Raw genomic sequence first — 26165 nt, 5'->3', positions numbered from 1 at the left:
AGCCGCAATAGAAGAAGATGCCTTCCAGTACGCAGTAGTAGGCGACCAGGTTGCGCAGCAGTTCTTTGTCGGTGTCGACGGTGCCGGTTTCGAACTTCGGATCGGAGATCGAACGGGTGTACTTCAGGCCCCAGGCGGCTTTCTTCGCCACCGATGGGATCTCGTGGTACATGTTGAAGATCTCGCCTTCATCCATGGCCAACGATTCGATGCAGTACTGGTAGGCGTGGGTGTGGATCGCCTCTTCGAAGGCCTGGCGCAGGATGTACTGGCGGCACTCCGGGTTGGTGATCAGGCGGTACACGGCCAGCACCAGGTTGTTGGCGACCAACGAATCCGCAGTAGAGAAGAAGCCCAGGTTACGCATGACGATACGGCGTTCGTCGTCGGTAAGGCCTTCGGGGTTTTTCCACAGGGCGATGTCGGCGGTCATGTTGACCTCTTGCGGCATCCAGTGGTTGGCGCAGCCGTCGAGGTACTTTTGCCAGGCCCAGTCGTACTTGAAGGGCACGAGTTGGTTGAGGTCGGCGCGGCAGTTGATCATGCGCTTTTCGTCGACGGCGACGCGGGCGGAGGCGCCTTCGAGTTCGGCGAGGCCTTCGGCGATGTCGAGTTTGTCCAGGGCGGCCTTGGCGCGCACGATGGCGGCGGAGTCATTGGCGGTGACGGCGCGGGCTTCAATGGCGGCGGCGGCGCCGGCACCGTCGAGGCGGTCCATGTTGGCTTCGGTGGCGTGGCCGGCGTTGGCGCCTTTGGTGGCTACTTCGCCTTCATCTTCTTTGTCGAATTCGTCCCAGCTCAGCATGACGTGTCGTCTCCTGCGTGAGGGCTCCAAGGTGCCCGTGTGAAACCGGATGGTTGGGTATTCACACGGCCCGAGGGCCGCGGTGGATCTTAAGGAATCGTTTCTTGCAACAGCTCGCGCAGGCATTAAACGGAAATTGCGTAACGGGTGCGCTGCGTGAGGCTTGAGGGGCGGAGCGGTCGGTGCTGGCTCCGGCGATGGCCTCAGGTCTGGCTCTTCGTCCCTGTGTAAAGGGATATTGCAGGCCCGATTTACCCGCGCATTATAGGGAAAAAATCGGCTTTGTGTTGCGGCGGATGGTCACGATTGGCCGCTGTGAGGCCATGGTTTTCGGTCAAAGCGCGTGTTTGCAAGGCTTTGCTGGGGTAGGAATTTTTTGACGGGCGGTGGGATGTTTTGGGTAGGCGAGGGTGAGGGCGCAGAGTAGGGCTTTGTAAGGCAGGTTCTTGGCCGCAGAAACGATTTTCTGCGGCGGCCAAGATCCGAGTTTATATCTGAATAATTATGTTATTAGCCGTTAGAGCAGCCATTGCCCATTACATGGTAATTAAGAATATGACGCTGACCTTGGGAGTCTTCATATTCCATTTTTACCGGTACAACTTCGCAGACATTCGGCACGTTGCTCATGGACAGTACTTTGGCGATGTCCAAATGAGTGCTGTAGGTGTAGTCCTCGACAATCGGTGCGTTCTTGCCGGCCAGTTCGGTCGGGGCTTCGTCGGCCAGGGCGGCAGTGGCACACACGCTGCTGAGGGCCATCACTACTAACGCTTTCATTACTTTATTTACCTTCTTCAGGGCGAAAGGGGTCACGGGGCCCTTGTGAGGCCGCGTGTGTAACTTAAAAGTTGGGAAGTTCGGATTAACGTTGCCTTCGTGGGGGCTGTTGCGTTGTTAATCACAGTGCCTTGTTGGCGGAGTTGATTTTAGGCGTGCCGGTTATATTCATATACCCGTGCTTTTGATAAACACTTTTGGCGGTTTTTGTAACAATCGCAAGGTGAAGGATTTTTCATAGGCCGGTAAAGCCCCGTAGGCTGCGGGCCAGAGCGGTGTAAGGGGATAGCAGGGCAATTTGTAGGGTCTTGTTACTACCATCGTCGAATGGTTCTATAGGCTCACCCCGGCTAAAACAGGGGCCATACAAAAACAACTATTGTCACCGAGGTAAGAAAGATGAGTGCGGCTTCCCTGTACCCCGTTCGCCCCGAAGTAGCAGCCAACACGCTGACCGACGAGGCGACCTACAAGGCCATGTACCAGCAGTCGGTGGTCAACCCTGATGGTTTCTGGCGCGAGCAAGCCAAGCGTCTTGACTGGATCAAGCCTTTCACCACGGTGAAGCAGACGTCGTTCGACGATCACCACGTCGACATCAAGTGGTTCGCCGATGGCACCTTGAACGTTTCCTACAATTGCCTGGACCGTCATCTCGCCGAGCGCGGCGATCAGGCAGCCATCATCTGGGAGGGCGATGACCCTGCCGAGAGCCGTACCATCACCTACCGCGAGCTGCACGAAGAAGTCTGCAAATTCGCCAACGCCCTGCGTGGCCAGGATGTGCATCGCGGCGACGTGGTAACCATCTATATGCCGATGATTCCCGAAGCCGTGGTCGCCATGCTGGCCTGCGCGCGCATCGGTGCGATCCATTCGGTGGTGTTCGGTGGTTTTTCGCCGGAGGCCCTGGCCGGTCGCATTATCGACTGTAAGTCGAAGGTGGTGATCACCGCTGACGAAGGCATCCGCGCCGGTAAGAAGATTCCGCTCAAGGCCAACGTCGACGACGCCCTGACCAATCCGGAAACCAGCAGCATCCAGAAAGTTATCGTGTGCAAGCGCACCAACGGCGCGATCAAGTGGAACCAGCATCGCGACATCTGGTACGAAGACCTGATGAAAGTGGCAGGCGCGGTCTGTGCACCGAAAGAGATGGGTGCCGAAGAAGCTCTCTTTATCCTCTATACCTCCGGCTCCACCGGCAAGCCCAAGGGCGTGCAGCACACCACCGGCGGTTACCTGCTGTATGCGGCCCTGACCCATGAGCGCGTCTTCGACTACCGCCCAGGTGAGATCTACTGGTGCACCGCCGACGTCGGCTGGGTCACCGGCCACACCTACATCGTCTACGGCCCACTGGCCAATGGCGCGACCACGCTGCTGTTCGAAGGCGTGCCGAACTACCCGGACATCACCCGAGTGGCAAAGATTGTCGACAAGCACAAGGTCAATATCCTCTACACCGCCCCGACCGCGATTCGCGCGATGATGGCCTCGGGCACCGCCGCCTGCGAAGGCGCCGACGGCAGCAGCCTGCGTCTGCTCGGTTCGGTGGGCGAGCCGATCAACCCGGAAGCCTGGGACTGGTACTACAAGAACGTCGGTCAATCCCGTTGCCCGATTGTCGACACCTGGTGGCAGACCGAAACCGGCGGCAACATGATGAGCCCGCTGCCGGGCGCCCATGCGCTCAAGCCGGGTTCGGCGGCGCGGCCGTTCTTTGGCGTGGTGCCGGCGTTGGTGGACAACCTCGGCAACCTGATCGAAGGCCCCGCCGAAGGCAACCTGGTGATCCTCGACTCGTGGCCAGGCCAGGCCCGTACCTTGTACGGCGACCACGACCGTTTTGTGGATACCTATTTCAAGACCTTCCGTGGCATGTACTTCACCGGTGACGGCGCGCGCCGTGACGAGGATGGCTACTACTGGATCACCGGGCGCGTGGACGACGTGTTGAACGTCTCCGGCCACCGCATGGGCACCGCCGAGATCGAAAGCGCGATGGTCGCCCACCCTAAAGTCGCCGAAGCGGCGGTGGTGGGTGTGCCGCACGACATCAAGGGGCAGGGCATTTATGTCTACGTCACCTTGAATGGCGGCGAAGAACCGACCGAAGCCCTGCGCCTGGAGCTGAAAAACTGGGTGCGCAAAGAAATCGGGCCGATTGCTTCGCCGGATGTGATCCAGTGGGCACCGGGCCTGCCGAAAACCCGCTCGGGCAAAATCATGCGCCGCATCCTGCGCAAGATCGCCACGGGCGAGTACGACGGGTTGGGGGATATCTCCACCCTGGCGGACCCAGGTGTGGTGGCGCATTTGATTGAGACGCACAAGACCATGAACGTCGCGTAAAGCGGGGTAGATGGGAACAGCCCCATTCGGCGTAAGCCGAGTGGGGCTTTTTTATGATCTCTCAAAACCACTGAGAACCAATGTGGGAGGGGGCTTGCCCCCGATGCCGGTAGGTCAGCTAAAGATTAACTGAATGATAAGTTGCTATCGGGGGCAAGCCCTTTCCCACATTTGGAGTGCAGTTCAAGGCGGGCATGGCGGAGGGGCTGACGGCCCGACATAAGCACCAGACCAATAAATATCGATTTATTGTGTAGGAGGTTTCTGAATGTTACCGAGCGGTGCAAATGTGTAACCCGCTGCCCACACCTGAGGCGAACGGCTACGCGAATGCCCCGAAAAACCGCGTTTTAGACACCCCTGGAAATAAGATTAAACGCTAGACTTGCCGTGCTAGAAGGGTTTGCGAATAATAGGCCCGCAATTTGCAGCATCAACAGGTTTAATATCTTTTGTCTCTGCATAAATTTCAGGGGCTGTCAATGAGCTGGAACCGCTTTCTCGGTGCTTCTGTAAATTGTTGTCGCATTGAGGAAATATCGGCTTCCGGCCTGTCGTTAGAATGCCGATCACTCGCTCGTCGTCGCAGGTAGTCACCGGCGTAGGACGCTGCAACGCTATTCGGTTTTACTCAATCGCATCATGGGCCATGGCTCATACTGCTGTTTCTGCCCTATACCGATGGAGTCCCAAGATGAAGAAACTCGTGCTGTTGGGCGCCCTGGCGCTGTCCGTGCTGTCCATGCAGGCTTTCGCTGAAGGCAAGCCACTGAAAATTGGTATCGAAGCAGCTTACCCTCCGTTTGCGTCGAAAGCGCCGGATGGCAGCATCGTCGGTTTCGACTACGACATCGGCAACGCGCTGTGCGAAGAGATGAAGGTCAAGTGCACCTGGGTTGAGCAGGAATTCGACGGTCTGATCCCAGCACTCAAAGTGCGCAAGATCGACGCGATCCTGTCGTCCATGTCCATTACCGAAGACCGTAAGAAGTCTGTGGACTTCACCACCCGCTACTACCTGACCCCAGCACGCCTGGTGTTGAAGGAAGGCACGACCGTCAGCGACAGCCTGGAAGAGTTGAAAGGCAAGAAGATCGGTGTGCAGCGCGGTTCGATCCACGATCGCTTCGCCAAGGAAGTGCTGGCCCCTAAAGGCGCCACCGTGGTTCCTTACGGCACCCAGAACGAAATCTACCTGGACGTGGCCGCCGGTCGCCTCGACGGTACCGTGGCTGATGCGACCCTGCTGCAGGACGGCTTCCTGAAGACTGACGCCGGCAAAGGTTTCGCCTTCGTGGGCCCTGCATTCACCGACGTCAAATACTTCGGCGACGGCGTAGGCATCGCGGTGCGCAAAGGCGACAAGGAAAACCTGGACCGCATCAACGCGGCTATCGCGGCGATCCGTGCCAACGGCAAATACAAGCAAATCCAAGACAAGTACTTCGACTTCGATATCTACGGCGCCGACGCCAAGTAAATCGTCGCAGCTGTCTGTCCAGAATGGCGCAAGCAACAGAATTCCTGCGGTTTGCGCCATTTTTTCATCCCCCTTTTCGAGGACCTGAATCATGTTGAAAGGCTACGGGGCCGTTATCCTCGATGGCGCATGGTTGACGCTTCAGCTCGCCTTGTCGTCCATGGCCTTGGCCATTGTTCTGGGTCTGATCGGGGTCGCCCTGCGCCTGTCGCCGGTGCGCTGGCTGGCTTGGCTAGGTGACTTGTACTCCACGGTGATCCGCGGGATCCCCGACCTGGTGTTGATACTGCTGATTTTCTATGGCGGTCAGGACCTGCTCAATCGCGTCGCGCCGCTGCTTGGCTTCGACGACTATATTGACTTGAACCCCTTGGCCGCCGGCATCGGCACCCTGGGTTTCATCTTCGGCGCCTACCTGTCGGAAACCTTCCGCGGCGCCTTCATGGCCATCCCCAAAGGCCAGGCCGAAGCCGGGCTGGCGTATGGCATGAGTTCGTTCCAGGTGTTTTTCCGGGTCATGGTGCCGCAGATGATCCGCCTGGCGATCCCCGGGTTCACCAACAACTGGCTGGTACTGACCAAGGCCACCGCGCTGATCTCGGTGGTGGGCCTGCAAGACATGATGTTCAAGGCCAAGCAGGCGGCCGACGCCACCCGCGAACCTTTTACCTTCTTCCTCGCAGTGGCGGCGATGTACCTGGTGATCACCAGCGTGTCGTTGCTGGCCTTGCGTTACCTTGAAAAGCGCTACTCGGTAGGCGTAAGGGCGGCTGATCTATGATCTTCGACTACAACGTCATCTGGGAGGCCATGCCGCTGTACCTCGGCGGTCTGGCAACCACCCTGAAACTGCTGGCCATCTCGCTGTTCTTCGGCTTGCTCGTGGCGGTGCCCCTGGGTTTGATGCGGGTGTCCAAGCAGCCGCTGGTCAATGGCGTGGCCTGGCTCTATACCTACGTGATCCGTGGCACGCCGATGCTGGTGCAGCTGTTTTTGATCTACTACGGTCTGGCCCAATTCGAAGTGGTGCGCGAAAGCTTTATGTGGCCGCTGCTGTCCAGCGCCACGTTCTGCGCGTGCCTGGCGTTTGCCATCAACACCAGCGCCTACACCGCCGAAATTATTGCCGGCAGCCTCAAGGCCACACCTAACGGTGAGATCGAAGCGGCCAAGGCCATGGGCATGTCGCGCTACAAGCTGTACCGCCGCATCCTGCTGCCGTCGGCCCTGCGCCGCGCGCTGCCGCAGTACAGCAACGAAGTGATCATGATGCTGCAGACCACCAGCCTGGCCTCCATCGTCACCTTGATCGACATCACCGGCGCCGCGCGCACCGTGAACGCGCAGTATTACCTGCCGTTCGAAGCCTACATCACTGCTGGCGCGTTCTACCTGTGCCTGACCTTTATCCTGGTGCGCCTGTTCAAGTTGGCCGAGCGCCGCTGGCTGAGCTACCTGGCTCCACGGAAGCACTGATATGCAACGTATCGATCACCTGTTGCCCTGGGGCCACCTGGGCTGCGAGCGCCAGTTGAGCGTGTTCCGTTTCGGCAGCGGCGAGCGCAAGGCTTATATCCAGGCCAGCCTGCACGCCGATGAACTGCCGGGCATGCGCGCCGCCTGGGAGCTGAAAAAACGCCTGACCGAACTGGAGCAGCAAGGCGCCCTCAACGGCGTGATCGAGCTGGTGCCGGTGGCCAACCCGATGGGCCTGGGCCAGTTGCTGCAAGGCAGCCATCAGGGGCGTTTCGAAGTGGGCAGCGGCAAGAATTTCAACCGCGATTTTGTCGAGTTGAGCGAGCCGGTCGCCGCGCTGCTGCACGGCAAATTGGGCGATGATCCTCACGCCAACGTGCGCTTGATCCGCCAGGCGATGGATCAGGCGCTGGACGCACTGCCCGAGCCCAGCAGCCAGTTGCAAGGCATGCAGCGCGTGCTGCTCAAGCATGCGTGCAGCGCCGATATCGTGCTCGACTTGCACTGCGACGCCGAAGCCGCGCTGCACATGTACGCGCTGCCTCAGCACTGGCCGCAGTGGCGCTCACTGTCGGCGCACCTGAATGTCAAAGTCGGCCTGCTCGCAGAAGATTCCGGCGGCAGTTCGTTCGATGAGGCTTGCTCACTGCCGTGGCTGCGCTTGTCGCGGGCGTTCCCCGAGGCGCAGATCCCGCTGGCGTGCCTAGCGACCACCCTGGAGCTGGGCGGGCAGGCCGATACCGGTCGCGCTGAGGCGATCTTCCACGCCGAGGGCATACTCGCGTTCCTCGCCGAGCAAGGCCTGATCAAGGGCCAATGGCCGGCGCCGCAGCACGAGCCGTGCGAAGGCGTGCCGTTCGAAGGCACCGAATTGCTGTTCGCGCCCCATGCCGGGGTGATCAGTTACCTGCGCAAAGCCGGGGACTGGGTCGACAAAGGCGAGCCGATTTTTGAAGTGATTGATCCCCTGACCGACCGCGTGAGCATTATCTGCGCGGGGACGTCGGGGGTGTTGTTTGCCGTTGAACGGCTACGTTATGCCCAAGCGGGTTTCTGGCTGGCCAAGGTGGCGGGGCGCGAAGCGCTGCGACACGGGCGCTTGCTCAACGACTGACCACCTGTTTTTGTGAGAACCGACCGCATGTACAAGCTTGAAGTCCAAGACCTGCATAAACGCTATGGCAGTCATGAAGTGCTTAAAGGCGTATCCCTGGCCGCTGCCGCCGGTGATGTGATCAGCATCATCGGTTCCAGCGGTTCGGGCAAAAGTACCTTTTTGCGCTGCATCAACCTGCTGGAGCAACCCCACGCCGGCAAGATTCTGCTCAATAACGAAGAGCTGAAACTGGTGGCCAACAAGGACGGCGCCATGAAGGCGGCCGACCCCAAACAGCTGCAACGCATGCGTTCGCGCCTGTCCATGGTGTTCCAGCATTTCAACCTGTGGTCGCACATGACCGCGATTGAGAACGTGATGGAAGCCCCGGTGCATGTGCTGGGCGTATCGAAGAAAGAGGCCCGTGAAAAGGCCGAGCACTACTTGGCCAAGGTCGGCGTGGGCCATCGCAAGGATGCGTTCCCCGGCCACATGTCCGGCGGCGAGCAGCAGCGCGTGGCGATTGCTCGTGCCTTGGCGATGGAACCGGAGGTAATGCTGTTCGACGAACCCACCTCGGCGCTCGACCCGGAATTGGTCGGCGAAGTGCTCAAGGTGATGCAGGACCTGGCTCAGGAAGGCCGCACCATGGTGGTGGTGACCCACGAAATGGGCTTTGCCCGTGAAGTGTCCAACCAGTTGGTGTTTTTGCACAAAGGCATCGTCGAAGAGCGCGGCAACCCCCGTGAAGTGCTGGTGAACCCGCAGTCCGAGCGTTTGCAGCAGTTCCTTTCCGGCAGCTTGAAGTAGCCACTCCTTGTGAGCGCTGCTTTATGTGGGAGGGGGCTTGCCCCCGATAGCTGAGTGTCAGTCAGCACATCTGATTCTGATACGCCGCAATCGGGGGGCAAGCCCCCTCCCACATTGGATGTTCATCGTTTTTGAGATTTGTGTTCATTTACGGGCTAGCATTGGCCCACGGCTTCTTTCACTGTTTTTGCTTCGGATAGCCCTCCATGACTGCCCATCGAATTGGTTTCCTGATCTGGCCCAGCACAAAAGCACTCACGCTTGCGCTGGCTGAGGAGGCCTTGCGCGTGGCCCAGCGGGTGCATCCGGAGGTGGTGTACGAACTCTCGTTTTTGCAGGCAGAACCGCCAGTCGACGGTGCCTGGCAACTACCGGGTGAGCCCTGGGCCGGTAAGCTGGAGGGCTTTCAAAAGTTGTTCCTGCTGGCGGACGAGCCACCGGCCGTCATCGCTTCCCAACTCAGCACCGCCCTCAAGCAACTGGTGCGCACCGGCTGCGTGATCGGTGGGCTGTCGGCCGGGGTTTATCCATTGGCCCAGCTCGGCCTGCTCGACGGCTACCGCGCCGCCGTGCATTGGCGCTGGCAGGACGATTTCGCCGAGCGTTTCCCCAAGGTCATCGCCACCAGCCATTTGTTCGACTGGGATCGTGACCGCCTGACCGCTTGCGGCGGCATGTCGGTGCTCGATCTGCTGTTGGCGGTGCTGGCCCGTGATCACGGCGCCGAACTGGCCGGTGCGGTGTCGGAAGAGCTGGTGGTCGAGCGTATCCGCGAAGGCGGCGAGCGTCAGCGCATTCCGCTGCAAAACCGCCTGGGCTCCAGCCATCCGAAGCTGACCCAGGCGGTGCTGCTGATGGAAGCCAACATCGAAGAGCCGCTGACCACCGATGAAATCGCCCAGCATGTCTGCGTGTCACGACGACAACTGGAGCGCATCTTCAAGCAATACCTCAATCGCGTTCCCAGCCAGTACTACCTGGAACTGCGCCTGAACAAGGCGCGCCAGATGCTGATGCAAACCAGCAAATCGATCATCCAGATCGGTCTCTCCTGCGGCTTCTCCTCGGGGCCGCACTTCTCCAGCGCCTACCGCAATTTCTTCGGCGCCACCCCACGCGAAGACCGCAACCAGCGCCGCAGCAGCAGCCCGTTCGAGCTGTCCTCGGTGCCGGCCGAACGCGGCTGAAAACTACCTCACGTCTCCATCGGCTCCGGTGTCCCCGGCGGCGGCAGCGGCACGCCATGCTCGTCGAACATCGCCGCTTCCACGCCGAGTTCGTAGCCAGTCTGCTGATAATACTGGCGCAGCAACTCGATGCTCTCGTCCGACAATGGGTTGCCACTCAGGTCGGAGTCGTCGTTAATCGGCAGAGGCATTTCCAGCAGATCGCTGGGCAGGTGCTCGATTAGGTTGTCGCTGGCATCCAGAATGCGCAGTCGCCCAAGGTTGAACACGCCGATTGGCACTTCGGTCAGGCCACAGTTGTGCAGGTAAAGGGTGGTCAGGCGCTGCAGGTTGCGCACATCCGGTGTGATGCCCAGGGTGTTGTCGCTCAAGTCCAGATAAATGAGATTTTCCAGACTGGCCAGTTGGCCCGCGCTCTGTGGGGTCAGGCGGATCATGTTTTCCGTCAGCGTCAGGTTACGCAGCGAATGCAAGGCGAACACCGGCGCGGGGATGTCGCCCAGAACATAGCGTTCGATCACCAGATGCTTGAGATTAGGGAAGCACCGCAACAGGCCGTCGACGCTTTGGCTGGTGCCTTCGCCGATCAATTCAAGCAAGGTGACGTGGCCGAAGTGGGCGCGTAGCGTCGGCAGCGGCCCGAGTAACTGGCCGTGGAACACCAGTTTGTAAGTGTGATACGGCGGGACGTTGCCCGCTTCATCCGGTTCGACTTCCCGGCGCCAGCAGCTTTCCAGCAGCGTTTTGAAGTGCATGCGCCGCAGTTGTTCTTCGGCGCGGGCACCCACGTCCAGTACCGTATCGAGCAGCGGATCGCGGGTGGGCACATTGAGTGCCCATTCCTGCAACTGGCTGCGCAGCTGTTCGTACTCTTGGCCCAGGCGCGTGATCTGGTGAACGGCGCCATCGATGTCGCCAGGCAGATCGAAATAGATGCGTGCTTGTTCGGTGTCCGAGATTGCCGGATATAGCGCCCTGATCCGTTGCAGGTCCTCGGCGGGCGGAGTCGCCAGCCAGAACTCTCCGGTGGCCTGGTAGTAGGCTTTGATGCGGCGCAACGCTGGGCGCGACAGCGGGTTGGCGGACAGATCGACCCTGGCCGCTACGTTGACGGGCAGGGTGAAGGCTTGATCCGGCAGGTTCTCCAGGGCGTTGTGGCTCAGGTCCAGATAGGTGCGGGGCGGCAGCGACAGCAGGTCGGCGGGAATCTCGGTCAGGCCGGTATTGCTCAGTGACAGTCGGGTGAGCCGCGTCAGACGGCGCGTATCGGGAATATGTTCGAGGGGGTTGTCGCTCAAATCCAGCTGTTCCAGGTTGACCATCCCCGACAGTGCATTGGCGGCCAATGGGGTCAGGCGCAGCCGCGTGCGGTTCAGGCTCAATTGGGTGAGCTGGCGCAGGTTGGTGATGCTCAAGGGCAGCGCGTCCAGGGAGTATTGCCGCACGCTCAGCCGTTTCAACGCGGGGAAAGCTTGCAGGAACGCTCCCAGGCGCAGCTCGGCACCGGCACCGTGCAGGCTGAGCGCTGTGACGTGGTCGAAGGTGGTATGCAGGCTTGGCAGTGTGCCGCTGACCGGTTTGCGCAGGGTCAGTTCATAGCCGGTGGTAAGGCCCTGGTGCTGCGCATCGAGGGGGATTTCGCGCCGCCAGGCCGCCTCCACGTCCTGCAGAAACAGGTTGCGGTAGGTGCGCTCGGCCGTGGACAGCAGGGGCGCGTCGGCCCAGTCCTGCATGTCGCCACGGATGCCCAGGTACTCAAGTTCGAGACGGGTCAGGGTGATCCTGCCGGCCTCCAGATTGCCAGGCAGGGCAAAAATGAAGCGATTGATTTCGTCGCTGCTGAAAGTGGGGTACAGCTGTTGGGCCTGGGCCACATCCGCCGGATCGGCGCTGATGCCCCAGTGCCGGGCGGTGCGTTGGAAATGCGCCTTGACCCGCTCCAGCGACGCGCGCGACAGGGGGTTTTCGGACAGGTCGAGCTTGTCGCTGATGCGCGCGGGCGCATCGAACAGCTCGGCGGGCAGTGTCTGGATACGGTTGTGCGACAGCAGCGCCAGGGTCAGGTCCTGGCGAGTCAACAAGCCCGCAGGCAGTTCGGTGATGCCGGTGTGGTTGAGGTCAAGGTATTTCAGGTTCGGCATGTGCTCGACCGTGGGGGTGCGGCCCAGCGGGTTGTTGTACAGGTCCAGCGTGACCAGGCGGCTCAGAGCGCTGAGGCGGCCATAGGCTTCCTGGTTCAGACGCAATTGGCAGTCGCTGAGGATCAGCTCGTTGAGGTTGGGCATCGCGGCGATGGTTTCCGGAAGCCCCTCAAGCGCCAGGTGGCGAAGGGTCAGGTTGCGCAGCCGGGGAAACAGTTGCAGGAACGTATTGATCTGTAACGGCTGGCCGTCGCCGACCACTTCCAGGCGCGAGATGTGTTCCATGCGCGCCGACAGGCGCGGCAGTTCACCGATGATCGGCGCGGTCAGTTTGAGTACATGGCCGTTGCGCGACATGGCTTCGTAGTACTGATCCACCTCGGTTTCCTGGCGCCATGCGCGCCGGATTTCTGTGGCCCACAGCTCACGGTTGCGCCGCGCGTAGTCATACTCGGCTTCACTCATTGGGGCTTCGCTGACCGCGCGAAAACGTGGGGTGCTGGACACCCACAGCGACAGGCCGACATCCAGCCTCATGTATTCGTTTTTCAGCGTCACCAGGGTGGCCAACGCTCCGCCGGGTCGGTTCTCCAGGGTCTGTACCAGATCGCGTACCTGTTCGGCGGACAGCGTCGGCAGTAAGTCGTGGGCGCGTTGTTCGAGGGTCAACTCCTGGCTGGAGCCGGGTTGCGGCGCATCGGCGGGCCGATAGCCGTCCATGCCGCCACGCAGGCGCATAAAGGCTGGGTTGTAGGGTGGCTTGATCAGCGGATCTGCGTGCAACAGTCGGCGCAAGGGTTCGCGCCCGAGTGCGTGGGCGGCAATCGCCTGCTTGAGCCGTTCGCCTTGACCGATATGGATGTTCAGCGCATCGCGGCGGGCGTCCGGCAGGGCCTGGAGGAGGGCGGTGTAAAAGTCGCTGCTGCCAAAGAGCGCGTTCTGCTGATCATAGGGAACGTAGTCGCCTTCCACGGTGTGCACCAGGACGCGGCGCACTTCGGCATCCTCGGGACCGATGGCGTCAAGCAGCGTGCCGTTGACCTGGTAGCGGCGAACTTCCAGGCGCGTACTGGCCTGCCATCCTGGCAGGTTTTCCAAGGAGTGCAGGGCCAGCCTGGGGGTGTCTGGGCTGTCGCTGGCTTCCAGGTACAGGCCTTCGTAGGCGCGGGTGGTCCTGACTTGCAGTTGCGCCCAGTCGGCCAGTTCTTTCAAGCGGGCGGGCACGGTGGCCCGGTCCAGTGCGCGCAGCTCGTCGCCGTCGGCACCGGCGAGGATTTCTTCGGCGACGCTGGTGGGCAAGCCGGGGTTCGGTGCGGCGTCGATGATGCGCTGCACGCGGGCATTGCGCGCGGTTTCCAGGCCGCGATAGTGGGCGTCGAACAGCGCAAAGCGCTTATTCCATGCTAGCCGCGCGAGGCGTTTGCGCCACGCGTTCGCACGGGTTTGCGCCGAAGACGGCGGCGTGCCGAATGGCTCCTCCAGCAGGCTTTTGCGCTCAGATTCGTCCAGGCTTTCGATCAGTACCCGCAGCAGGTCACCGTTCTCCAGTTGCGCCTGATGCACCTGCACCACGCTGGCCTCACCGTTGCGAGCAAACTCCCACAGGGTGTTGCCCCGAGGATCGAGGAATCGCAGGGTTCGGGTTTGCGGCCACGGTTCGTAGGTGACCACCAACTGCAGTTGGATACGCGGATCGGCCTGTCGATAGACCGCCGGGTCGTCGCTGTTCATCTGGGTGACGAAGTCTTGCAGGCGCTGGTCGAGGGTGAAGCGCTTGAGGCTGTCGGCCAGCAGCGGCGGCGGGGGTTGCTGGTTGATGTGCATGTGGCGCAGCAGGTTGTCGTGGGTGGCGCTGATGTCCTGGGCCTGTTGCAGGCGCGTATCGCTGAGGTTGTCGACCTGATGACCCAAGCGCCTGAGCAGGGTGGGCGTGTCCCAACTCAGCGGGCGTTCCAGCTCGGTGAGCCAGGCGCCGTGGCCATTGGTCATGACGCTGGGGCGATAGGCGTCGGCGCGCGTGGGATGCTCAAGGGTATGGCGCCCGGATGTCGCGTCTGTGCGCAACTGGTAGTACCCATCGCCAAGGCGCAGCACGGGCTTGCCGTGGTGCCAAAGGATGCCTTGTGCGTCCGGGCGCAGGTCCTTGGGAATGCTCAGGTCATGGCGATAGGGCGCCAGGTCGGGCTTCCACAAGCGGGTATCGCCGCTGGGCCTGGTGACCGGACTGAGCGCGTCGATAAAGCCCAACACATTGGCCGGCAGGGACGCGCGCAGCAGGTCGGCTGCAATGGGCAGGCCGACGCCGAACATCCCCAGTTGCACCAGTTGCTCGGAAAACGACAACGCGTGGCCAAGCGCCTCGCGCCTTTGGCCTTCGGCCCAGTCGACAATCCCCTCAAACGCGTCGTCGAGTAGTTGATAGGCGCTGTAGCCCAGTACCAACGCTCCCAGCGGCGGCACGAACGGCGTGGCGATAAACGCGAGGATTTGCAGCAACGTGCTGCCGATCTTTTGCAGCACCGCCCAGCGTTCCCAGCGCGCTTGCTGATCGACACTGGCCGTGGACACCGCCTGGGTGCGCGCATCGTTGAGCAGTTTATTGAGCTTGACCTTATACAGGTGCTCAAACAGATCGCCGGCGATGGGCATCGGACGAAACTGCAGGTTCGGCCGGACCACTGCGGTTTCGCGCCAGCTGGCGGTCGATTCGCCAGGGATGTGCGCATGCCAGGTGACCTGGGTAAGGCGTTGGTTGAGGTCGGCAAAGAACGTACCGAGGTCCTCGTGAGCGACAAAGCGGCTGAAAAAGCGCTGGTAATCCGGATCGCGCAATTGCTCGCACAGCGCGCGCATAAACGCCTGGCCGCTGGGGTAGTGCTTGATCGGGTGCTGCGGGTCATCCGGGATCCAGGCGATCACCGGCACCACGCTGCGGCTGGTCGCCAGATCGTCGGCGAACAGCACGATGCCGGCCAGTCGGGTGGACAGGATACTCAGCTCATACCGCAACAGAGGCTGGCAACCGTTAGCGCCGTGGGCTTGGCCATTGAGCAGGCCGATAACGCTGTCATAGCCACTCTGCGGCAGGTCTTGCTTGAGCAGGGCCATGTACAGCGCGCGTTTCAGGGCGCTCATGTGGCTGTGTTGGAGACGTTGCCGCAGGCGGGCCTGGGCCACGGCGTTATCCAGGTCAAGGTAGTCGCGCAGGTAGCGCTGATACGCCGCGCCGATGTCGAGCTGGCGGCACAGCGCCGTGAATTGCGCGACTGTGATCTGCGCGGCTACCCCAGGCAGCGCTTCAAAGTGCCCGGCGGCCGTGGGTCGGGTGCTGAAGGTGGAGGCGCTGTCATAGGCATCGACTGTGGTTTCGCTGGCTTCAAAGTTGTGCAGCGCCGCCTCGATCAATGACACCGACCAGGTGCGCGCGGCGCCGGGCTTGACGGTTAAGCCGGCGATTTTCAGCGGGATATAAAGCTGCAGCCAGGTGCTCCTCACGTCGATGCTCACGCCGTATTGCGCCTTGAGCGCCGCTTGCAGGCGCTCGGCGCCAAAAGCCTGGGGGCTTTTGAGCTGCGCCATGGCAGTGTCCACCGAGTTCTGGGCAATCCAGGCCTGGTCATTGAGGCGCTTGAGCGTTCGATGCTGCGCCGCGTTGGCATTGTTGTACCAGTCGGCGACTATCGATTCGGGCTGGGCCAGGTCGCTGCGTCTGTCGGGTGTGATGTCGGCCAGCCATGGGGGCAGGGCGTTTTTCAGGATGTCGTAGTGGGGAACGGAGGAGGTGGGGAGTTCAGTCACAAGGGCTCCAGGGCAAGGTCAAGAAGCCCTCAGCAAACCAGTTCGCGTCGTGCAGCCTGTGGTAGCCGGTTAGGGCTGCGCGAAATTTGCCGATGGGCCGTGATCGAACCTGCCCACGGAGCGGGCGCACGGTTTAAACTGCGCCATTGCGACGCTATATGTCGCATTGCCGTAAACCCGCGTAAAACCGGGGTTGGCGCTATAAGAAGTTGTCGCTTGGCGGCAAGGTCGCGCTGAAAACTGTCCTTACAATCCCTGCATCGCCCGCCAGTTCCAGGCAGGCGTTCCTCTTCAGGAGACTCCGATGTCCGTTGAGCAAGCCCCGGTGCAACGTGCCGATTTCGACCAGGTCATGGTTCCCAACTACGCACCTGCCGCGTTCATCCCTGTGCGTGGCAAAGGTTCCCGCGTCTGGGACCAGGCCGGTCGCGAGCTGATCGACTTTGCCGGCGGCATCGCGGTCAACGTTTTGGGCCATGCCCACCCGGCACTGGTCGGCGCGTTGACCGAGCAGGCCAACAAGCTGTGGCATGTCTCCAACGTATTCACTAACGAGCCGGCGCTGCGCCTGGCCCATAAGCTGATCGACGCCACCTTTGCCGAGCGCGTGTTCTTCTGCAACTCCGGCGCCGAGGCCAACGAGGCCGCGTTCAAGCTGGCGCGCCGCGTGGCGTTCGACCGCTTCGGCAGCGAGAAGTACGAGATCATCGCTGCACTCAACAGCTTCCATGGCCGTACCCTGTTCACCGTCAACGTCGGTGGCCAATCCAAGTACTCCGATGGTTTCGGGCCTAAAATCACCGGCATCACCCACGTTCCTTATAACGACCTGGCTGCACTGAAAGCCGCCGTTTCGGACAAGACCTGCGCCGTGGTGCTGGAGCCGATCCAGGGCGAAGGCGGTGTGCTGCCGGCCGAGCTGGCCTACCTGCAAGGCGCCCGCGAGCTGTGCGATGCACACGATGCGTTGCTGGTGTTCGACGAAGTGCAGACCGGCATGGGCCGTAGCGGCCATCTGTTCGCCTACCAGCACTACGGCGTGACCCCGGACATCCTCACCAGCGCCAAGAGCCTGGGCGGCGGTTTCCCGATCGCGGCGATGCTTACCACTGAAGCGCTGGCCAAGCACCTGGTGGTCGGCACCCACGGCACCACTTACGGCGGCAACCCGCTGGCATGTGCAGTGGCCGAAGCGGTGATCGACGTGATCAACACCCCTGAAGTGCTGGCGGGCGTAACGGCCAAGCACGCACTGTTCAAGGCGCGCCTGGAGCAGATCGGCAAGCAGTACGGCATCTTCACCGAAGTGCGCGGCATGGGCCTGCTGATCGGTTGCGTATTGAGCGATGCATTCAAGGGCAAGGCCAAGGACGTGTTCAATGCGGCCGAAAAAGAAAACCTGATGATCCTGCAAGCCGGCCCCGACGTGGTGCGTTTCGCCCCGAGCCTGGTGGTGGACGAAGCAGACATCAACGAAGGCCTGGATCGTTTCGAGCGTGCGGTTAAAACGCTGACCCAAGCCTGATACACATCTGTCTGTCGGACCGGATCAAGTGTGGGAGGGGGCTTGCCCCCGATGGCGGTGTATCAGTCATAGATGTATCAACTGACAGACTGCTATCGGGGGTAAGCCCCCTCCCACACTGGAATATGCCCACTTGAAGATATGTGGTGTTCCTGACCTGTTCGGTATTTTTTTTTCTGTGAGTTCTAGAGTTAAGGAGTGACACCATGCTGGTGATGCGCCCCGCGCAAATGGCTGACCTGGGCGAGGTACAGCGTCTGGCTGCGGACAGCCCGATTGGTGTCACCTCCTTGCCGGACGATGTGGAACGCTTGAGCGACAAGATCGCCGCCAGCGAAGCCTCCTTCGCGGCCGAGGTGAGTTTCAACGGTGAAGAAAGCTATTTCTTCGTGCTTGAAGACACCGAGACCGGCAAGCTCGTCGGGTGTTCGGCTATCGTCGCCTCGGCCGGCTATTCCGAGCCGTTTTATAGTTTTCGCAACGAGACCTTCGTGCACGCCTCCCGCGAGCTGAAGATCCACAACAAGATCCATGTGCTTTCCCAGTGCCACGACCTGACCGGTAATAGCCTGCTCACCAGTTTCTACGTGGTGCCGGAGCTGGTCGGCTCGCCGTGGTCGGAACTCAATTCCCGCGGGCGCCTGCTGTTCGTCGCCAGCCACCCGGAGCGCTTTGCCGATTCGGTGGTGACCGAGATCGTCGGCTACAGCGACGAGAACGGTGACTCGCCGTTCTGGGACGCCATCGGGCGCAACTTCTTCGACCTCAATTACGCCGCCGCCGAGCGTCTGTGCGGGCTCAAAAGCCGCACCTTCCTCGCCGAGCTGATGCCCCATTACCCGATCTACGTGCCGCTATTGCCGGACGAAGCCCAGGAAGCCATGGGCCAGGTGCACCCGCGTGCGCAGATCACCTTCGACATCCTGATGCGCGAAGGCTTCGAGACCGACCATTACATCGACATCTTCGACGGCGGCCCGACGCTGCACGCGCGGGTCTCGGGCATCCGCTCGATTGCCCAGAGCCGCGTGGTGCCGGTGAAGATCGGTGAGATGGTCAAGGGGGCGGGCCGCCAGTATCTGGTGAGCAATGCGCAGTTGCAGGATTACCGCGCGGTGATGCTGGAGCTGGACTACGCGCCCGGCAAACCGGTGACCCTGGACCTGGCCGCGGCCGAAGCCCTGGGTGTGGGCGAGGGCGCCAGCGTGCGTCTGGTCGCGGTTTAAAAGCAGAGTTTCGCGGGTGGCCCACGGCGGCCCGTTTGAGGAGATAGCATGATCGTTCGTCCCGTACGCAGCAGCGATTTACCGGCGCTGATTGATCTGGCGCGCAGCACCGGCACCGGCCTGACCACCTTGCCGGCCAACGAAGAGCGCTTGACCCACCGGGTGGGCTGGGCGGAAAAAACCTTTCGCGGCGAGGCCGGTCGCGGCGACGCCGACTACCTGTTCGTGCTGGAAAACGACGAAGGCCGCGTGGTGGGCATTTCTGCGATTGCCGGTGCCGTGGGCTTGCGCGAGCCCTGGTACAACTTTCGGGTGGGCCTGACCGTCAGCGCGTCCCAGGAGTTGAACATCTATCGCGAGATTCCGACGTTGTTCCTGGCCAACGACCTCACCGGCAACTCCGAGTTGTGCTCGCTGTTCCTGCACGCCGATTACCGCAACGGCCTCAACGGCCGCATGCTGGCCAAGGCGCGCCTGCTATTTATCGCGGAGTACCCGCAATTGTTCGGCAACAAGATCATTGCCGAGATGCGCGGCGTGTCCAACGAGGCCGGGCGCTCACCGTTCTGGGAAAGCCTGGGTCGACATTTCTTCAAGATGGAATTCAGCCAGGCCGACTACCTCACCGGCGTGGGCAACAAGGCATTTATCGCCGAGTTGATGCCGAAGTTTCCGCTGTATAGCTGCTTTTTGTCCGAGGACGCGCGCAATGTGATCGGCAAGGTCCATCCGGACACCGAGCCGGCGTTGAGCATGCTCAAAAGCGAAGGGTTCAGTTACCAGGGCTATGTCGATATTTTCGACGCCGGCCCGGCGGTGGAGTGCGAGACCACCAAGATTCGCGCGGTGCGTGACAGCCAGTCACTGGTGTTGGCCATCGGCACACCGGGGGACGACGCCACGCCGTTCCTGATCCATAACCGCAAACGCGAAGATTGCCGCATCACCGCCGCGCCCGCGCGCCTGGCTGCCGGCACGCTGGTGGTCGACCCGTTGACCGCCAAGCGCCTGCAATTGGTGGTCGGCGATCAAGTGCGTGCCGTACCGTTGTCCGCTGCTCGGGAGTCGAAATAATGAATTCGCTGTATATCGCAGGTAGCTGGCTGGCTGGCCAGGGTGAGCTGTTCGAATCGCGCAACCCGGTGACCCAGCAAGTGCTGTGGGCCGGCAACGGCGCCACCGCCGAGCAAGTCGAGTCCGCCGTGCAGGCCGCACGCCAGGCGTTCCCAGCTTGGGCCCGGCGTACCTTGGAAGACCGCATCGCGGTGCTGGAAGCCTTTGCTGCCACCCTCAAGCGCCGCGCCGATGAAATCGCCCGCTGCATCGGCGAGGAAACCGGCAAGCCGTTGTGGGAAGCGGCGACAGAAGTCACCAGCATGGCCAACAAGATCGCCATCTCGGTGCAAAGTTACCGCGAACGCACTGGCGAGAAGAGCGGCCCGCTGGGCGACGCCACCGCAGTGCTGCGCCACAAGCCGCACGGCGTGGTGGCGGTATTCGGCCCGTATAACTTCCCCGGTCACTTGCCCAACGGGCATATCGTGCCGGCGTTGCTGGCGGGTAACACCGTGCTGTTCAAACCCAGCGAGCTGACGCCGAAAGTCGCCGAGCTGACCGTGCAATGCTGGATCGAAGCCGGGTTGCCGGCGGGCGTGTTGAACCTGCTGCAAGGCGCGCGGGAAACCGGAATCGCCTTGGCGGCCAATCCAGGCATCGACGGCTTGTTTTTCACCGGCTCCAGCCGCACCGGCAACCATCTGCACCAGCAGTTCTCCGGGCGCCCGGACAAAATCCTGGCCCTGGAGATGGGCGGCAACAACCCGCTGGTGGTGGATGAAGTGGCCGACGTGGACGCGGCGGTCTACACCATCATCCAATCGGCGTTTATTTCGGCCGGCCAGCGCTGCACCTGCGCCCGTCGCCTGTTGGTGCCGCAAGGCGCCTGGGGCGATGCGTTGCTGGCGCGGTTGGTGGCAGTCAGTTCGACCATTGAAGTCGGCGCGTTCGATCAGCAACCGGCGCCGTTCATGGGCTCGGTGATTTCCCTCGCCGCTGCCAAAGCCTTGATGGACGCCCAGGAATTGTTGCTGGCCAACGGTGCCGTGGCGCTGCTGGAAATGACCCAGCCCCAGGACCAGGCCGCCTTGCTGACTCCGGGCATCATCGACGTGACCGGCGTGGCCGAGCGCGAAGACGAAGAACTATTTGGCCCGCTGCTGCAAGTGATCCGCTACAGCGATTTCGAAGCGGCGATAGTCGAGGCCAACAACACTCAGTTCGGCCTGGCCGCTGGCTTGTTGTCCGATTCCGAAGCGCGCTACCAGCAGTTCTGGCTGGAAAGCCGCGCCGGGATCGTCAACTGGAACAAACAGCTGACCGGCGCCGCCAGCACCGCGCCTTTTGGTGGGGTAGGGGCCTCGGGCAATCATCGCGCCAGTGCGTATTACGCGGCGGATTATTGCGCGTACCCGGTGGCATCGCTTGAGACCCCAAGCCTGGTGGTTCCGGCCACGCTAACCCCCGGCATTACGCTGATCTAAATGTGGCAGGGGGCTTGCTCCCGATGGCGGTGTGTCAGGCACCTGATTTATCAACTGACCAACTGCTATCGCAGGCAAGCCTTCTGCCACACTGGATTTGCGGTGTGTTGAAGACTTTTGATGCCTATAAAAACAGATGTTCGTGGAGCCTCGCCGATGAAATCCTATGAAGTCAATTTTGACGGTCTAGTGGGGCCGACCCATAACTACGGCGGTTTGTCCTACGGCAACGTCGCGTCCCAGAGCAACAGCCAGCAGTCTTCGAACCCGAAGGAAGCGGCGTTGCAGGGCCTGCAAAAAATGAAGGCCCTGATGGATATGGGCTTCGTGCAGGGCGTGCTGGCCCCCCAGGAACGTCCCGACGTGGCCGCATTGCGTAACCTCGGTTTCAGCGGCAGCGATGCCCAGGTGATCCAGCAGGCGGCCCAGCAAGCCATGCCGTTGCTGGTCGCCAGTTGCTCGGCGTCGAGTATGTGGGTGGCCAACGCCGCCACCGTCAGCCCCAGCGCCGACACCGCGGATGGCCGTGTGCATTTCACCGCCGCCAACCTCAACTGCAAATACCACCGCAGCATCGAGCACCCGACCACCAGCCGCGTGCTGGGCGCCATGTTTGCCGATCCGCAGCACTTCGCCCACCACGCCGCGTTGCCGGCGGTGGCGCAGTTCGGTGACGAAGGCGCGGCCAACCACACGCGTTTTTGCCGCGAATACGGCGAGGCGGGCGTGGAGTTTTTCGTGTTCGGCCGCAGTGCATTCGACACCCGCTACCCGGCACCGCAGAAGTACCCGGCGCGCCAGACCCTCGAAGCGTCACAGGCTGTCGCCCGCCTGCACGGCCTGAAGGACGACGGCGTGGTCTACGGCCAGCAGAACCCGGCGGTGATCGACGCGGGTGTGTTCCACAACGACGTGATCGCGGTGGGCAACGGCGAGGTGCTGTTCTATCACGAGGATGCGTTCCTCAATACCGAACAGATGCTCGGCGAACTGCAAGCCAAGCTGGGCAAGCTGGGCGGCAATTTCCAGTCGGTGTGTGTACCGCGCGCCCTGGTCAGCGTCGAGGACGCGGTGCGTTCCTACCTGTTCAACAGCCAGTTGCTGACCCGCGCCGACGGCTCGATGCTGCTGATCGTGCCGGAAGAGTGCCGCGCCAACGAACGTGTCTGGCACTACTTGCAGGGCCTGACGGCCTCCGGTGGGTTGATCCGCGAAGTGAAAGTCTTCGACCTCAAGCAAAGCATGCAGAATGGCGGTGGCCCGGCGTGTCTGCGTCTGCGCGTGGCGTTGAACGAAACCGAACTGGCGGCGGTGAATCCAGGCGTTATCATGACCGCGCCGTTGTACGACACGCTGACCCAATGGGTCCACAAGCACTACCGCGACAGCCTGCGCGAATCCGACCTGGCTGATCCGCAATTGCTGCTTGAGTGCCGGACGGCACTGGATGAACTGACGCAAATCCTTAAACTGGGCGCGGTTTATCCTTTCCAGATCAATTAACGCCGCACGGCTGAGAGCATTTTATGAGCACCGATACCCTGAAACTGATCCTTGAAGACACCGACGGCACCCAGCTGGAAACTTCCTGCACCCGCGTTGCCGTGGTGTGGCAGGGCAAGGAGATCTGGATCCAGCACGACGGTCGCGGCCAACTGCTGATCGGTGTGGACGTCGAAGAAGGCGACGCCGAGTACGCCAACCTGCTGATGCGCCCATTGGCCACCAACCTGATGAGCCTGCAGCTGGAAATGGAACCGGCCGACATGGAAGGTGATGATGACGATCACGTCCACGGTCCTGGCTGCAACCACTAAGGAAGCTTGCGTATGCTCGCCCTCGGCAAACTGCTTGAACTGACCCTCGCCGGTCGCGAACCGGCGCAAAAAATTCAACTGACTGTCGACGGCGTGCAGATGCGCTGGCTCAGCGAGGGCGCGCTGGAAGTGCGTCCGCCGCAAGCCTCGGACAATGGCAGCGACCTGCTGCTGTCGTCCGGCATCCATGGCAACGAAACCGCGCCGATCGAATTGCTCGACCGCCTGTTGCATGGCATCGCCCGTGGGGAGATCAAACCCCGCACCCGTACTCTTTTCCTGTTCGGCAACCCCGAGGCCATGCGCCGCGGCGAGCGTTACCTCGAACTGGACATCAACCGGCTGTTCAACGGCCGTCATGAAAGCAACATCGGCCCCGAAGCCATGCGCGCCGCGGAGCTGGAACAACTGGCCCGGAGTTTTTTCAGCAAGCCCGAGCGCTCGCGCCTGCATTACGACCTGCACACCGCCATCCGTGGCTCGAAGATCGAGCAGTTCGCGCTGTACCCGTGGAAAGACGGGCGCCAGCATTCGCGACGCGAGCTGGAGCGGCTGCGTGCGGCCGGGATGGAAGCGGTGCTGCTGCAGAACAAAACGTCCATCACCTTCACGGCCTTCACCTACGAGCAACTGGACGCCGAGGCTTTCACCCTGGAATTGGGTAAGGCGCGGCCGTTCGGACAGAACCAGGGAGTGGACGTCTCACGCCTGGAGGCGCGCCTGACTCAGATCATCGAAGGCAGCGAGCCTGAGGCGGACAGCCTGGATGGGTTGAAACTGTTCGCCGTGTCGCGGGAAGTCATCAAGCACAGCGATGCGTTCCTGCTGCACTTGCCCGCGGACGTGGAAAACTTTTCTGAGTTGGAAAAGGGTTATCTGCTGGCCGAAGACGTGGCCAAGACCCGTTGGGTGATTGAGGAGGAGGGCGCGCGCATCATCTTCCCCAACCCGAAGGTGAAAAACGGTTTGCGGGCAGGGATATTGATTGTGCCGACCACGGACGTGGGCCTGGCATAGACCTGGACCGAATGTGAGAGGGGGCTTGCTCCCGATAGCAGTGTGTCAGTCAGCTCATCTGGAGCTGAGACACCGCCATCGGGGGCAAGCCCCCTCCCACATTTTGTTTTGCAGTATTGCTTAGACTGCTACCGCCCGTGGCTCGCTGCGGCGGATCGCCCGCACTTTGTGCAGGGTGTCGGCGCACGTACGCGCGGCTTCCTGACCCTTGTGCACGAAGTGCTCATAGAAGAATGTGGTGTGTTCACTGCCGGCGTGGAAGTGATGCGGGGTCAGGGACACCGAGAACACCGGCACTTCGGTTTCCAGCTGCACCTGCATCAGGCCGCTGACCACCGATTGGGCAACGAATTCGTGGCGGTAGATGCCGCCGTCCACCACCAACGCGGCGGCAACGATGCCCGCGTAGCGACCGGTCTTGGCCAGCAGTTTGGCGTGCAGGGGCATTTCAAAGGCACCGCCGACTTCGAAAAAGTCGATGTCCGATTCCTGGTAGCCCTGGGCGATCATTTCGGCGAGAAAGCCCTTACGGCTCTGGTCGACAATATCCTTGTGCCAGCAGGCCTGGATAAACGCGACGCGCTCGCCGTGATGGTTTTTGCTTTTGCTGTCGATAGCGGTGGGTTGCATGTTCTGACTCCTGTTTAAGAAAAAAACAGGGCGTTATGAATCGAATGGGATTTCAAGGGTATGCAACGCGTGGGCATGCGGGCATGCGGTCAACGTGCGGCCCTTGGGTGCCAATCCCGTTCTCTCTTCATCCGGACTATGACCGTCGGCCCCGGGATCACACCGGGTCTGCTGACCTTGCCGCTGGCCTGCGTAAGCAGTCCAAGGCGCCAAGCGCTCGCGGGCTATACACATTGCGTGTAATTACCGCCGGTGGGGAATTACACCCCGCCCTGAGAACGTTGCCGCCAGAACCCTGGCGGCGCAGAGTTTTTAACACGGTTTTTCAGAAACTGCACGGACGTCGTATCGATTAGCTATATCGGTTTGTTTGGTTGGTATTCGATTGAATGCACACGGGGCTTGATATTGCGCGGCTTTGCCCGCAGTAATCGTCAATACGACAAAACGCCCCACCTGCCCGAGGCCAGTTAGATGACCGTGATAGACCTTCGCAGCGACACCGTGACCCAACCCACCGCCGGCATGCGCGATGCCATGGCCAGCGCCGCCAGCGGCGATGACGTCTACGGTGAAGACCCTAGCGTCAATCGCCTGGAAGCCGAGCTGGCCCATCGCCTGGGGTTTGCCGCTGCGTTGTTCGTGCCCACCGGCACCATGAGTAACCTGCTGGCGCTGATGGCCCACTGCGAACGCGGCGAGGAATACATCGTCGGGCAGCAGGCCCACACCTACAAATACGAAGGCGGCGGTGCGGCGGTGCTGGGCTCGATCCAGCCACAGCCGCTGGAGGTGCAGGCGGACGGTTCTCTGGATCTGGATCAAGTGCTGGCGGCCATCAAACCCGACGACTTCCACTTCGCCCGCACCCGCTTGCTGGCTCTGGAAAACACCATGCAGGGCAAAGTGCTGCCCATGGAGTACTTGGCCAAGGCGCGAGCGTTTACCCGTGAGCATGACCTGGCCCTGCATCTGGATGGCGCGCGTCTCTACAACGCCGCGGTCAAGCTGGGGGTGGATGCGCGGGAGATCGCCCAGCATTTCGATTCGGTGTCGGTGTGCCTGTCCAAGGGCCTCGGCGCTCCGGTAGGCTCGGTGTTGTGCGGGTCTACCGCGCTGATCGCCAAGGCGCGCCGTTTGCGCAAGGTGGTGGGCGGCGGCATGCGCCAGGCCGGTTCATTGGCGGCGGCGGGTCTGTATGCCCTGGATCATCAAGTGCAGCGCCTGGCCGAAGACCACGCCAATGCCCAGTGGCTAGGGGATGAACTGCGCAAGGCCGGTTACAGCGTAGAGCCGGTGCAGACCAACATGGTCTATGTGCAGGTGGGCGATCAGGCCCAGGCATTGAAGGCGTTTGCCGCCGAGCGCGGGATCAAGTTGAGCGCGGCGCCTCGTCTGCGCATGGTCACCCATTTGGATGTTAATCGGGCGCAGATGGCACAGGTGCTGGAAACATTCGTCGAATATTCGCGTAAATGAACG

At 61.5% G+C, this 26165-nt stretch carries 19 protein-coding genes and 1 riboswitch; of the genes, 15 read left to right on the top strand and 4 right to left on the bottom strand.

What is annotated here, in order from left to right; translation table 11 throughout:
* Both ABX75_RS24525 and ABX75_RS24520 read right to left on the bottom strand, forming a co-directional pair.
* The coding region (locus ABX75_RS24525) for a ribonucleotide-diphosphate reductase subunit beta (RefSeq protein ID WP_047882824.1) at window positions 1-805 on the bottom strand (805 nt) is incomplete at its 3' end.
* A 510-nt stretch (window positions 806-1315) separates the two neighbouring features.
* Window positions 1316-1585: a DUF2790 domain-containing protein gene (locus ABX75_RS24520; RefSeq protein ID WP_034099955.1), complete on the bottom strand. Its 270-nt coding sequence runs from the start codon at window positions 1583-1585 to the stop codon at window positions 1316-1318.
* A gap of 399 nt (window positions 1586-1984) precedes the next feature.
* Here ABX75_RS24520 and acs point away from each other — a divergent pair, with 399 nt between their 5' ends.
* The 7 genes from acs to argR all read left to right on the top strand — a co-directional run bounded on the left by acs (window position 1985) and on the right by argR (window position 9989).
* The gene (acs, locus tag ABX75_RS24515) at window positions 1985-3940 is read left to right on the top strand and encodes an acetate--CoA ligase (RefSeq protein WP_034099953.1); all 1956 of its coding nucleotides are present in this window, start codon (window positions 1985-1987) and stop codon (window positions 3938-3940) included.
* Between the two features lie 694 nt (window positions 3941-4634).
* A complete protein-coding gene (locus ABX75_RS24510; RefSeq protein ID WP_034099951.1) occupies window positions 4635-5420 on the top strand; it encodes an ABC transporter substrate-binding protein in 786 nt (261 codons plus the stop codon).
* Window positions 5421-5511: 91 nt separating this feature from the next.
* Window positions 5512-6201 carry an ABC transporter permease gene (locus ABX75_RS24505; RefSeq protein WP_003193627.1) on the top strand — a complete coding sequence of 230 codons (690 nt, stop codon included), beginning with the start codon at window positions 5512-5514 and terminating at the stop codon, window positions 6199-6201.
* On the top strand, window positions 6198-6896 hold the full coding sequence (locus ABX75_RS24500; protein WP_034099949.1) for an ABC transporter permease: 699 nt from the start codon (window positions 6198-6200) through the stop codon (window positions 6894-6896). Before ABX75_RS24505 ends, ABX75_RS24500 begins: the two co-directional genes overlap by 4 nt.
* Window position 6897: 1 nt before the next feature.
* Window positions 6898-8010 carry a succinylglutamate desuccinylase/aspartoacylase family protein gene (locus ABX75_RS24495; protein ID WP_034114875.1) on the top strand — a complete coding sequence of 371 codons (1113 nt, stop codon included), beginning with the start codon at window positions 6898-6900 and terminating at the stop codon, window positions 8008-8010.
* Window positions 8011-8037: 27 nt separating this feature from the next.
* Window positions 8038-8802, top strand: coding sequence for an ABC transporter ATP-binding protein (locus ABX75_RS24490; protein WP_010208310.1), 765 nt, complete (start codon window positions 8038-8040; stop codon window positions 8800-8802).
* Window positions 8803-9008: 206 nt separating this feature from the next.
* On the top strand, window positions 9009-9989 hold the full coding sequence (gene argR / locus ABX75_RS24485; RefSeq protein ID WP_034099944.1) for a transcriptional regulator ArgR: 981 nt from the start codon (window positions 9009-9011) through the stop codon (window positions 9987-9989).
* Between the two features lie 8 nt (window positions 9990-9997).
* Here the strand turns inward: argR and ABX75_RS24480 are convergent, their stop codons facing one another.
* The gene (locus tag ABX75_RS24480; protein WP_047882823.1) at window positions 9998-15928 is read right to left on the bottom strand and encodes a dermonecrotic toxin domain-containing protein; all 5931 of its coding nucleotides are present in this window, start codon (window positions 15926-15928) and stop codon (window positions 9998-10000) included.
* Between the two features lie 304 nt (window positions 15929-16232).
* Here ABX75_RS24480 and ABX75_RS24475 point away from each other — a divergent pair, with 304 nt between their 5' ends.
* The 7 genes from ABX75_RS24475 to astE all read left to right on the top strand — a co-directional run bounded on the left by ABX75_RS24475 (window position 16233) and on the right by astE (window position 24053).
* Window positions 16233-17453 (top strand): aspartate aminotransferase family protein, encoded by a 1221-nt coding sequence (locus tag ABX75_RS24475; protein ID WP_034099940.1) that lies wholly within the window; start codon window positions 16233-16235, stop codon window positions 17451-17453.
* A gap of 206 nt (window positions 17454-17659) precedes the next feature.
* Window positions 17660-18679 (top strand): arginine/ornithine succinyltransferase subunit alpha, encoded by a 1020-nt coding sequence (gene aruF / locus ABX75_RS24470; protein WP_034099938.1) that lies wholly within the window; start codon window positions 17660-17662, stop codon window positions 18677-18679.
* Window positions 18680-18727: 48 nt separating this feature from the next.
* Window positions 18728-19753 carry an arginine N-succinyltransferase gene (astA, locus tag ABX75_RS24465; RefSeq protein WP_034099936.1) on the top strand — a complete coding sequence of 342 codons (1026 nt, stop codon included), beginning with the start codon at window positions 18728-18730 and terminating at the stop codon, window positions 19751-19753.
* On the top strand, window positions 19750-21219 hold the full coding sequence (astD, locus tag ABX75_RS24460; protein ID WP_177329711.1) for a succinylglutamate-semialdehyde dehydrogenase: 1470 nt from the start codon (window positions 19750-19752) through the stop codon (window positions 21217-21219). Before astA ends, astD begins: the two co-directional genes overlap by 4 nt.
* A gap of 156 nt (window positions 21220-21375) precedes the next feature.
* Window positions 21376-22722 carry an N-succinylarginine dihydrolase gene (gene astB / locus ABX75_RS24455; protein WP_034099933.1) on the top strand — a complete coding sequence of 449 codons (1347 nt, stop codon included), beginning with the start codon at window positions 21376-21378 and terminating at the stop codon, window positions 22720-22722.
* Between the two features lie 23 nt (window positions 22723-22745).
* On the top strand, window positions 22746-23036 hold the full coding sequence (locus tag ABX75_RS24450; RefSeq protein WP_034099931.1) for a hypothetical protein: 291 nt from the start codon (window positions 22746-22748) through the stop codon (window positions 23034-23036).
* 12 nt (window positions 23037-23048) lie between these two features.
* Window positions 23049-24053: a succinylglutamate desuccinylase gene (gene astE, locus ABX75_RS24445; RefSeq protein ID WP_047882821.1), complete on the top strand. Its 1005-nt coding sequence runs from the start codon at window positions 23049-23051 to the stop codon at window positions 24051-24053.
* 120 nt (window positions 24054-24173) lie between these two features.
* Here astE and ABX75_RS24440 read toward each other — a convergent pair whose 3' ends face one another.
* The gene (locus ABX75_RS24440; protein ID WP_003193604.1) at window positions 24174-24683 is read right to left on the bottom strand and encodes a 6,7-dimethyl-8-ribityllumazine synthase; all 510 of its coding nucleotides are present in this window, start codon (window positions 24681-24683) and stop codon (window positions 24174-24176) included.
* Between the two features lie 114 nt (window positions 24684-24797).
* Window positions 24798-24967: riboswitch (FMN riboswitch) on the bottom strand.
* A gap of 190 nt (window positions 24968-25157) precedes the next feature.
* On the opposite strand from ABX75_RS24440, the gene ltaE reads away from it, so the two are divergent.
* Entirely contained in the window at window positions 25158-26162 is a 1005-nt protein-coding gene (ltaE, locus tag ABX75_RS24435) for a low-specificity L-threonine aldolase (RefSeq protein WP_047882820.1), read from the top strand.
* The last annotated feature ends 3 nt before the right edge of the window (window positions 26163-26165 follow it).

The sequence above is a fragment of the Pseudomonas sp. ARP3 genome (assembly GCF_001029595.1).
Classification (GTDB): Bacteria; Pseudomonadota; Gammaproteobacteria; order Pseudomonadales; family Pseudomonadaceae; genus Aquipseudomonas; species Aquipseudomonas rhodesiae.
The sequence above is the reverse complement of the archived record's forward strand: the minus strand, read 5'-3'. Positions and strand labels throughout refer to the sequence as shown.

What these genes read in the sequence shown, in the direction of transcription:
- ABX75_RS24520 (WP_034099955.1), bottom strand. Translation starts at nt 1,585, where the DNA reads ATGAAAGCGTTAGTAGTGATGGCCCTCAGCAGCGTGTGTGCCACTGCC.
- acs (WP_034099953.1), top strand. Translation starts at nt 1,985, where the DNA reads ATGAGTGCGGCTTCCCTGTACCCCGTTCGCCCCGAAGTAGCAGCCAAC.
- ABX75_RS24510 (WP_034099951.1), top strand. Translation starts at nt 4,635, where the DNA reads ATGAAGAAACTCGTGCTGTTGGGCGCCCTGGCGCTGTCCGTGCTGTCC.
- ABX75_RS24505 (WP_003193627.1), top strand. Translation starts at nt 5,512, where the DNA reads ATGTTGAAAGGCTACGGGGCCGTTATCCTCGATGGCGCATGGTTGACG.
- ABX75_RS24500 (WP_034099949.1), top strand. Translation starts at nt 6,198, where the DNA reads ATGATCTTCGACTACAACGTCATCTGGGAGGCCATGCCGCTGTACCTC.
- ABX75_RS24495 (WP_034114875.1), top strand. Translation starts at nt 6,898, where the DNA reads ATGCAACGTATCGATCACCTGTTGCCCTGGGGCCACCTGGGCTGCGAG.
- ABX75_RS24490 (WP_010208310.1), top strand. Translation starts at nt 8,038, where the DNA reads ATGTACAAGCTTGAAGTCCAAGACCTGCATAAACGCTATGGCAGTCAT.
- argR (WP_034099944.1), top strand. Translation starts at nt 9,009, where the DNA reads ATGACTGCCCATCGAATTGGTTTCCTGATCTGGCCCAGCACAAAAGCA.
- ABX75_RS24475 (WP_034099940.1), top strand. Translation starts at nt 16,233, where the DNA reads ATGTCCGTTGAGCAAGCCCCGGTGCAACGTGCCGATTTCGACCAGGTC.
- aruF (WP_034099938.1), top strand. Translation starts at nt 17,660, where the DNA reads ATGCTGGTGATGCGCCCCGCGCAAATGGCTGACCTGGGCGAGGTACAG.
- astA (WP_034099936.1), top strand. Translation starts at nt 18,728, where the DNA reads ATGATCGTTCGTCCCGTACGCAGCAGCGATTTACCGGCGCTGATTGAT.
- astB (WP_034099933.1), top strand. Translation starts at nt 21,376, where the DNA reads ATGAAATCCTATGAAGTCAATTTTGACGGTCTAGTGGGGCCGACCCAT.
- ABX75_RS24450 (WP_034099931.1), top strand. Translation starts at nt 22,746, where the DNA reads ATGAGCACCGATACCCTGAAACTGATCCTTGAAGACACCGACGGCACC.
- astE (WP_047882821.1), top strand. Translation starts at nt 23,049, where the DNA reads ATGCTCGCCCTCGGCAAACTGCTTGAACTGACCCTCGCCGGTCGCGAA.
- ABX75_RS24440 (WP_003193604.1), bottom strand. Translation starts at nt 24,683, where the DNA reads ATGCAACCCACCGCTATCGACAGCAAAAGCAAAAACCATCACGGCGAG.
- ltaE (WP_047882820.1), top strand. Translation starts at nt 25,158, where the DNA reads ATGACCGTGATAGACCTTCGCAGCGACACCGTGACCCAACCCACCGCC.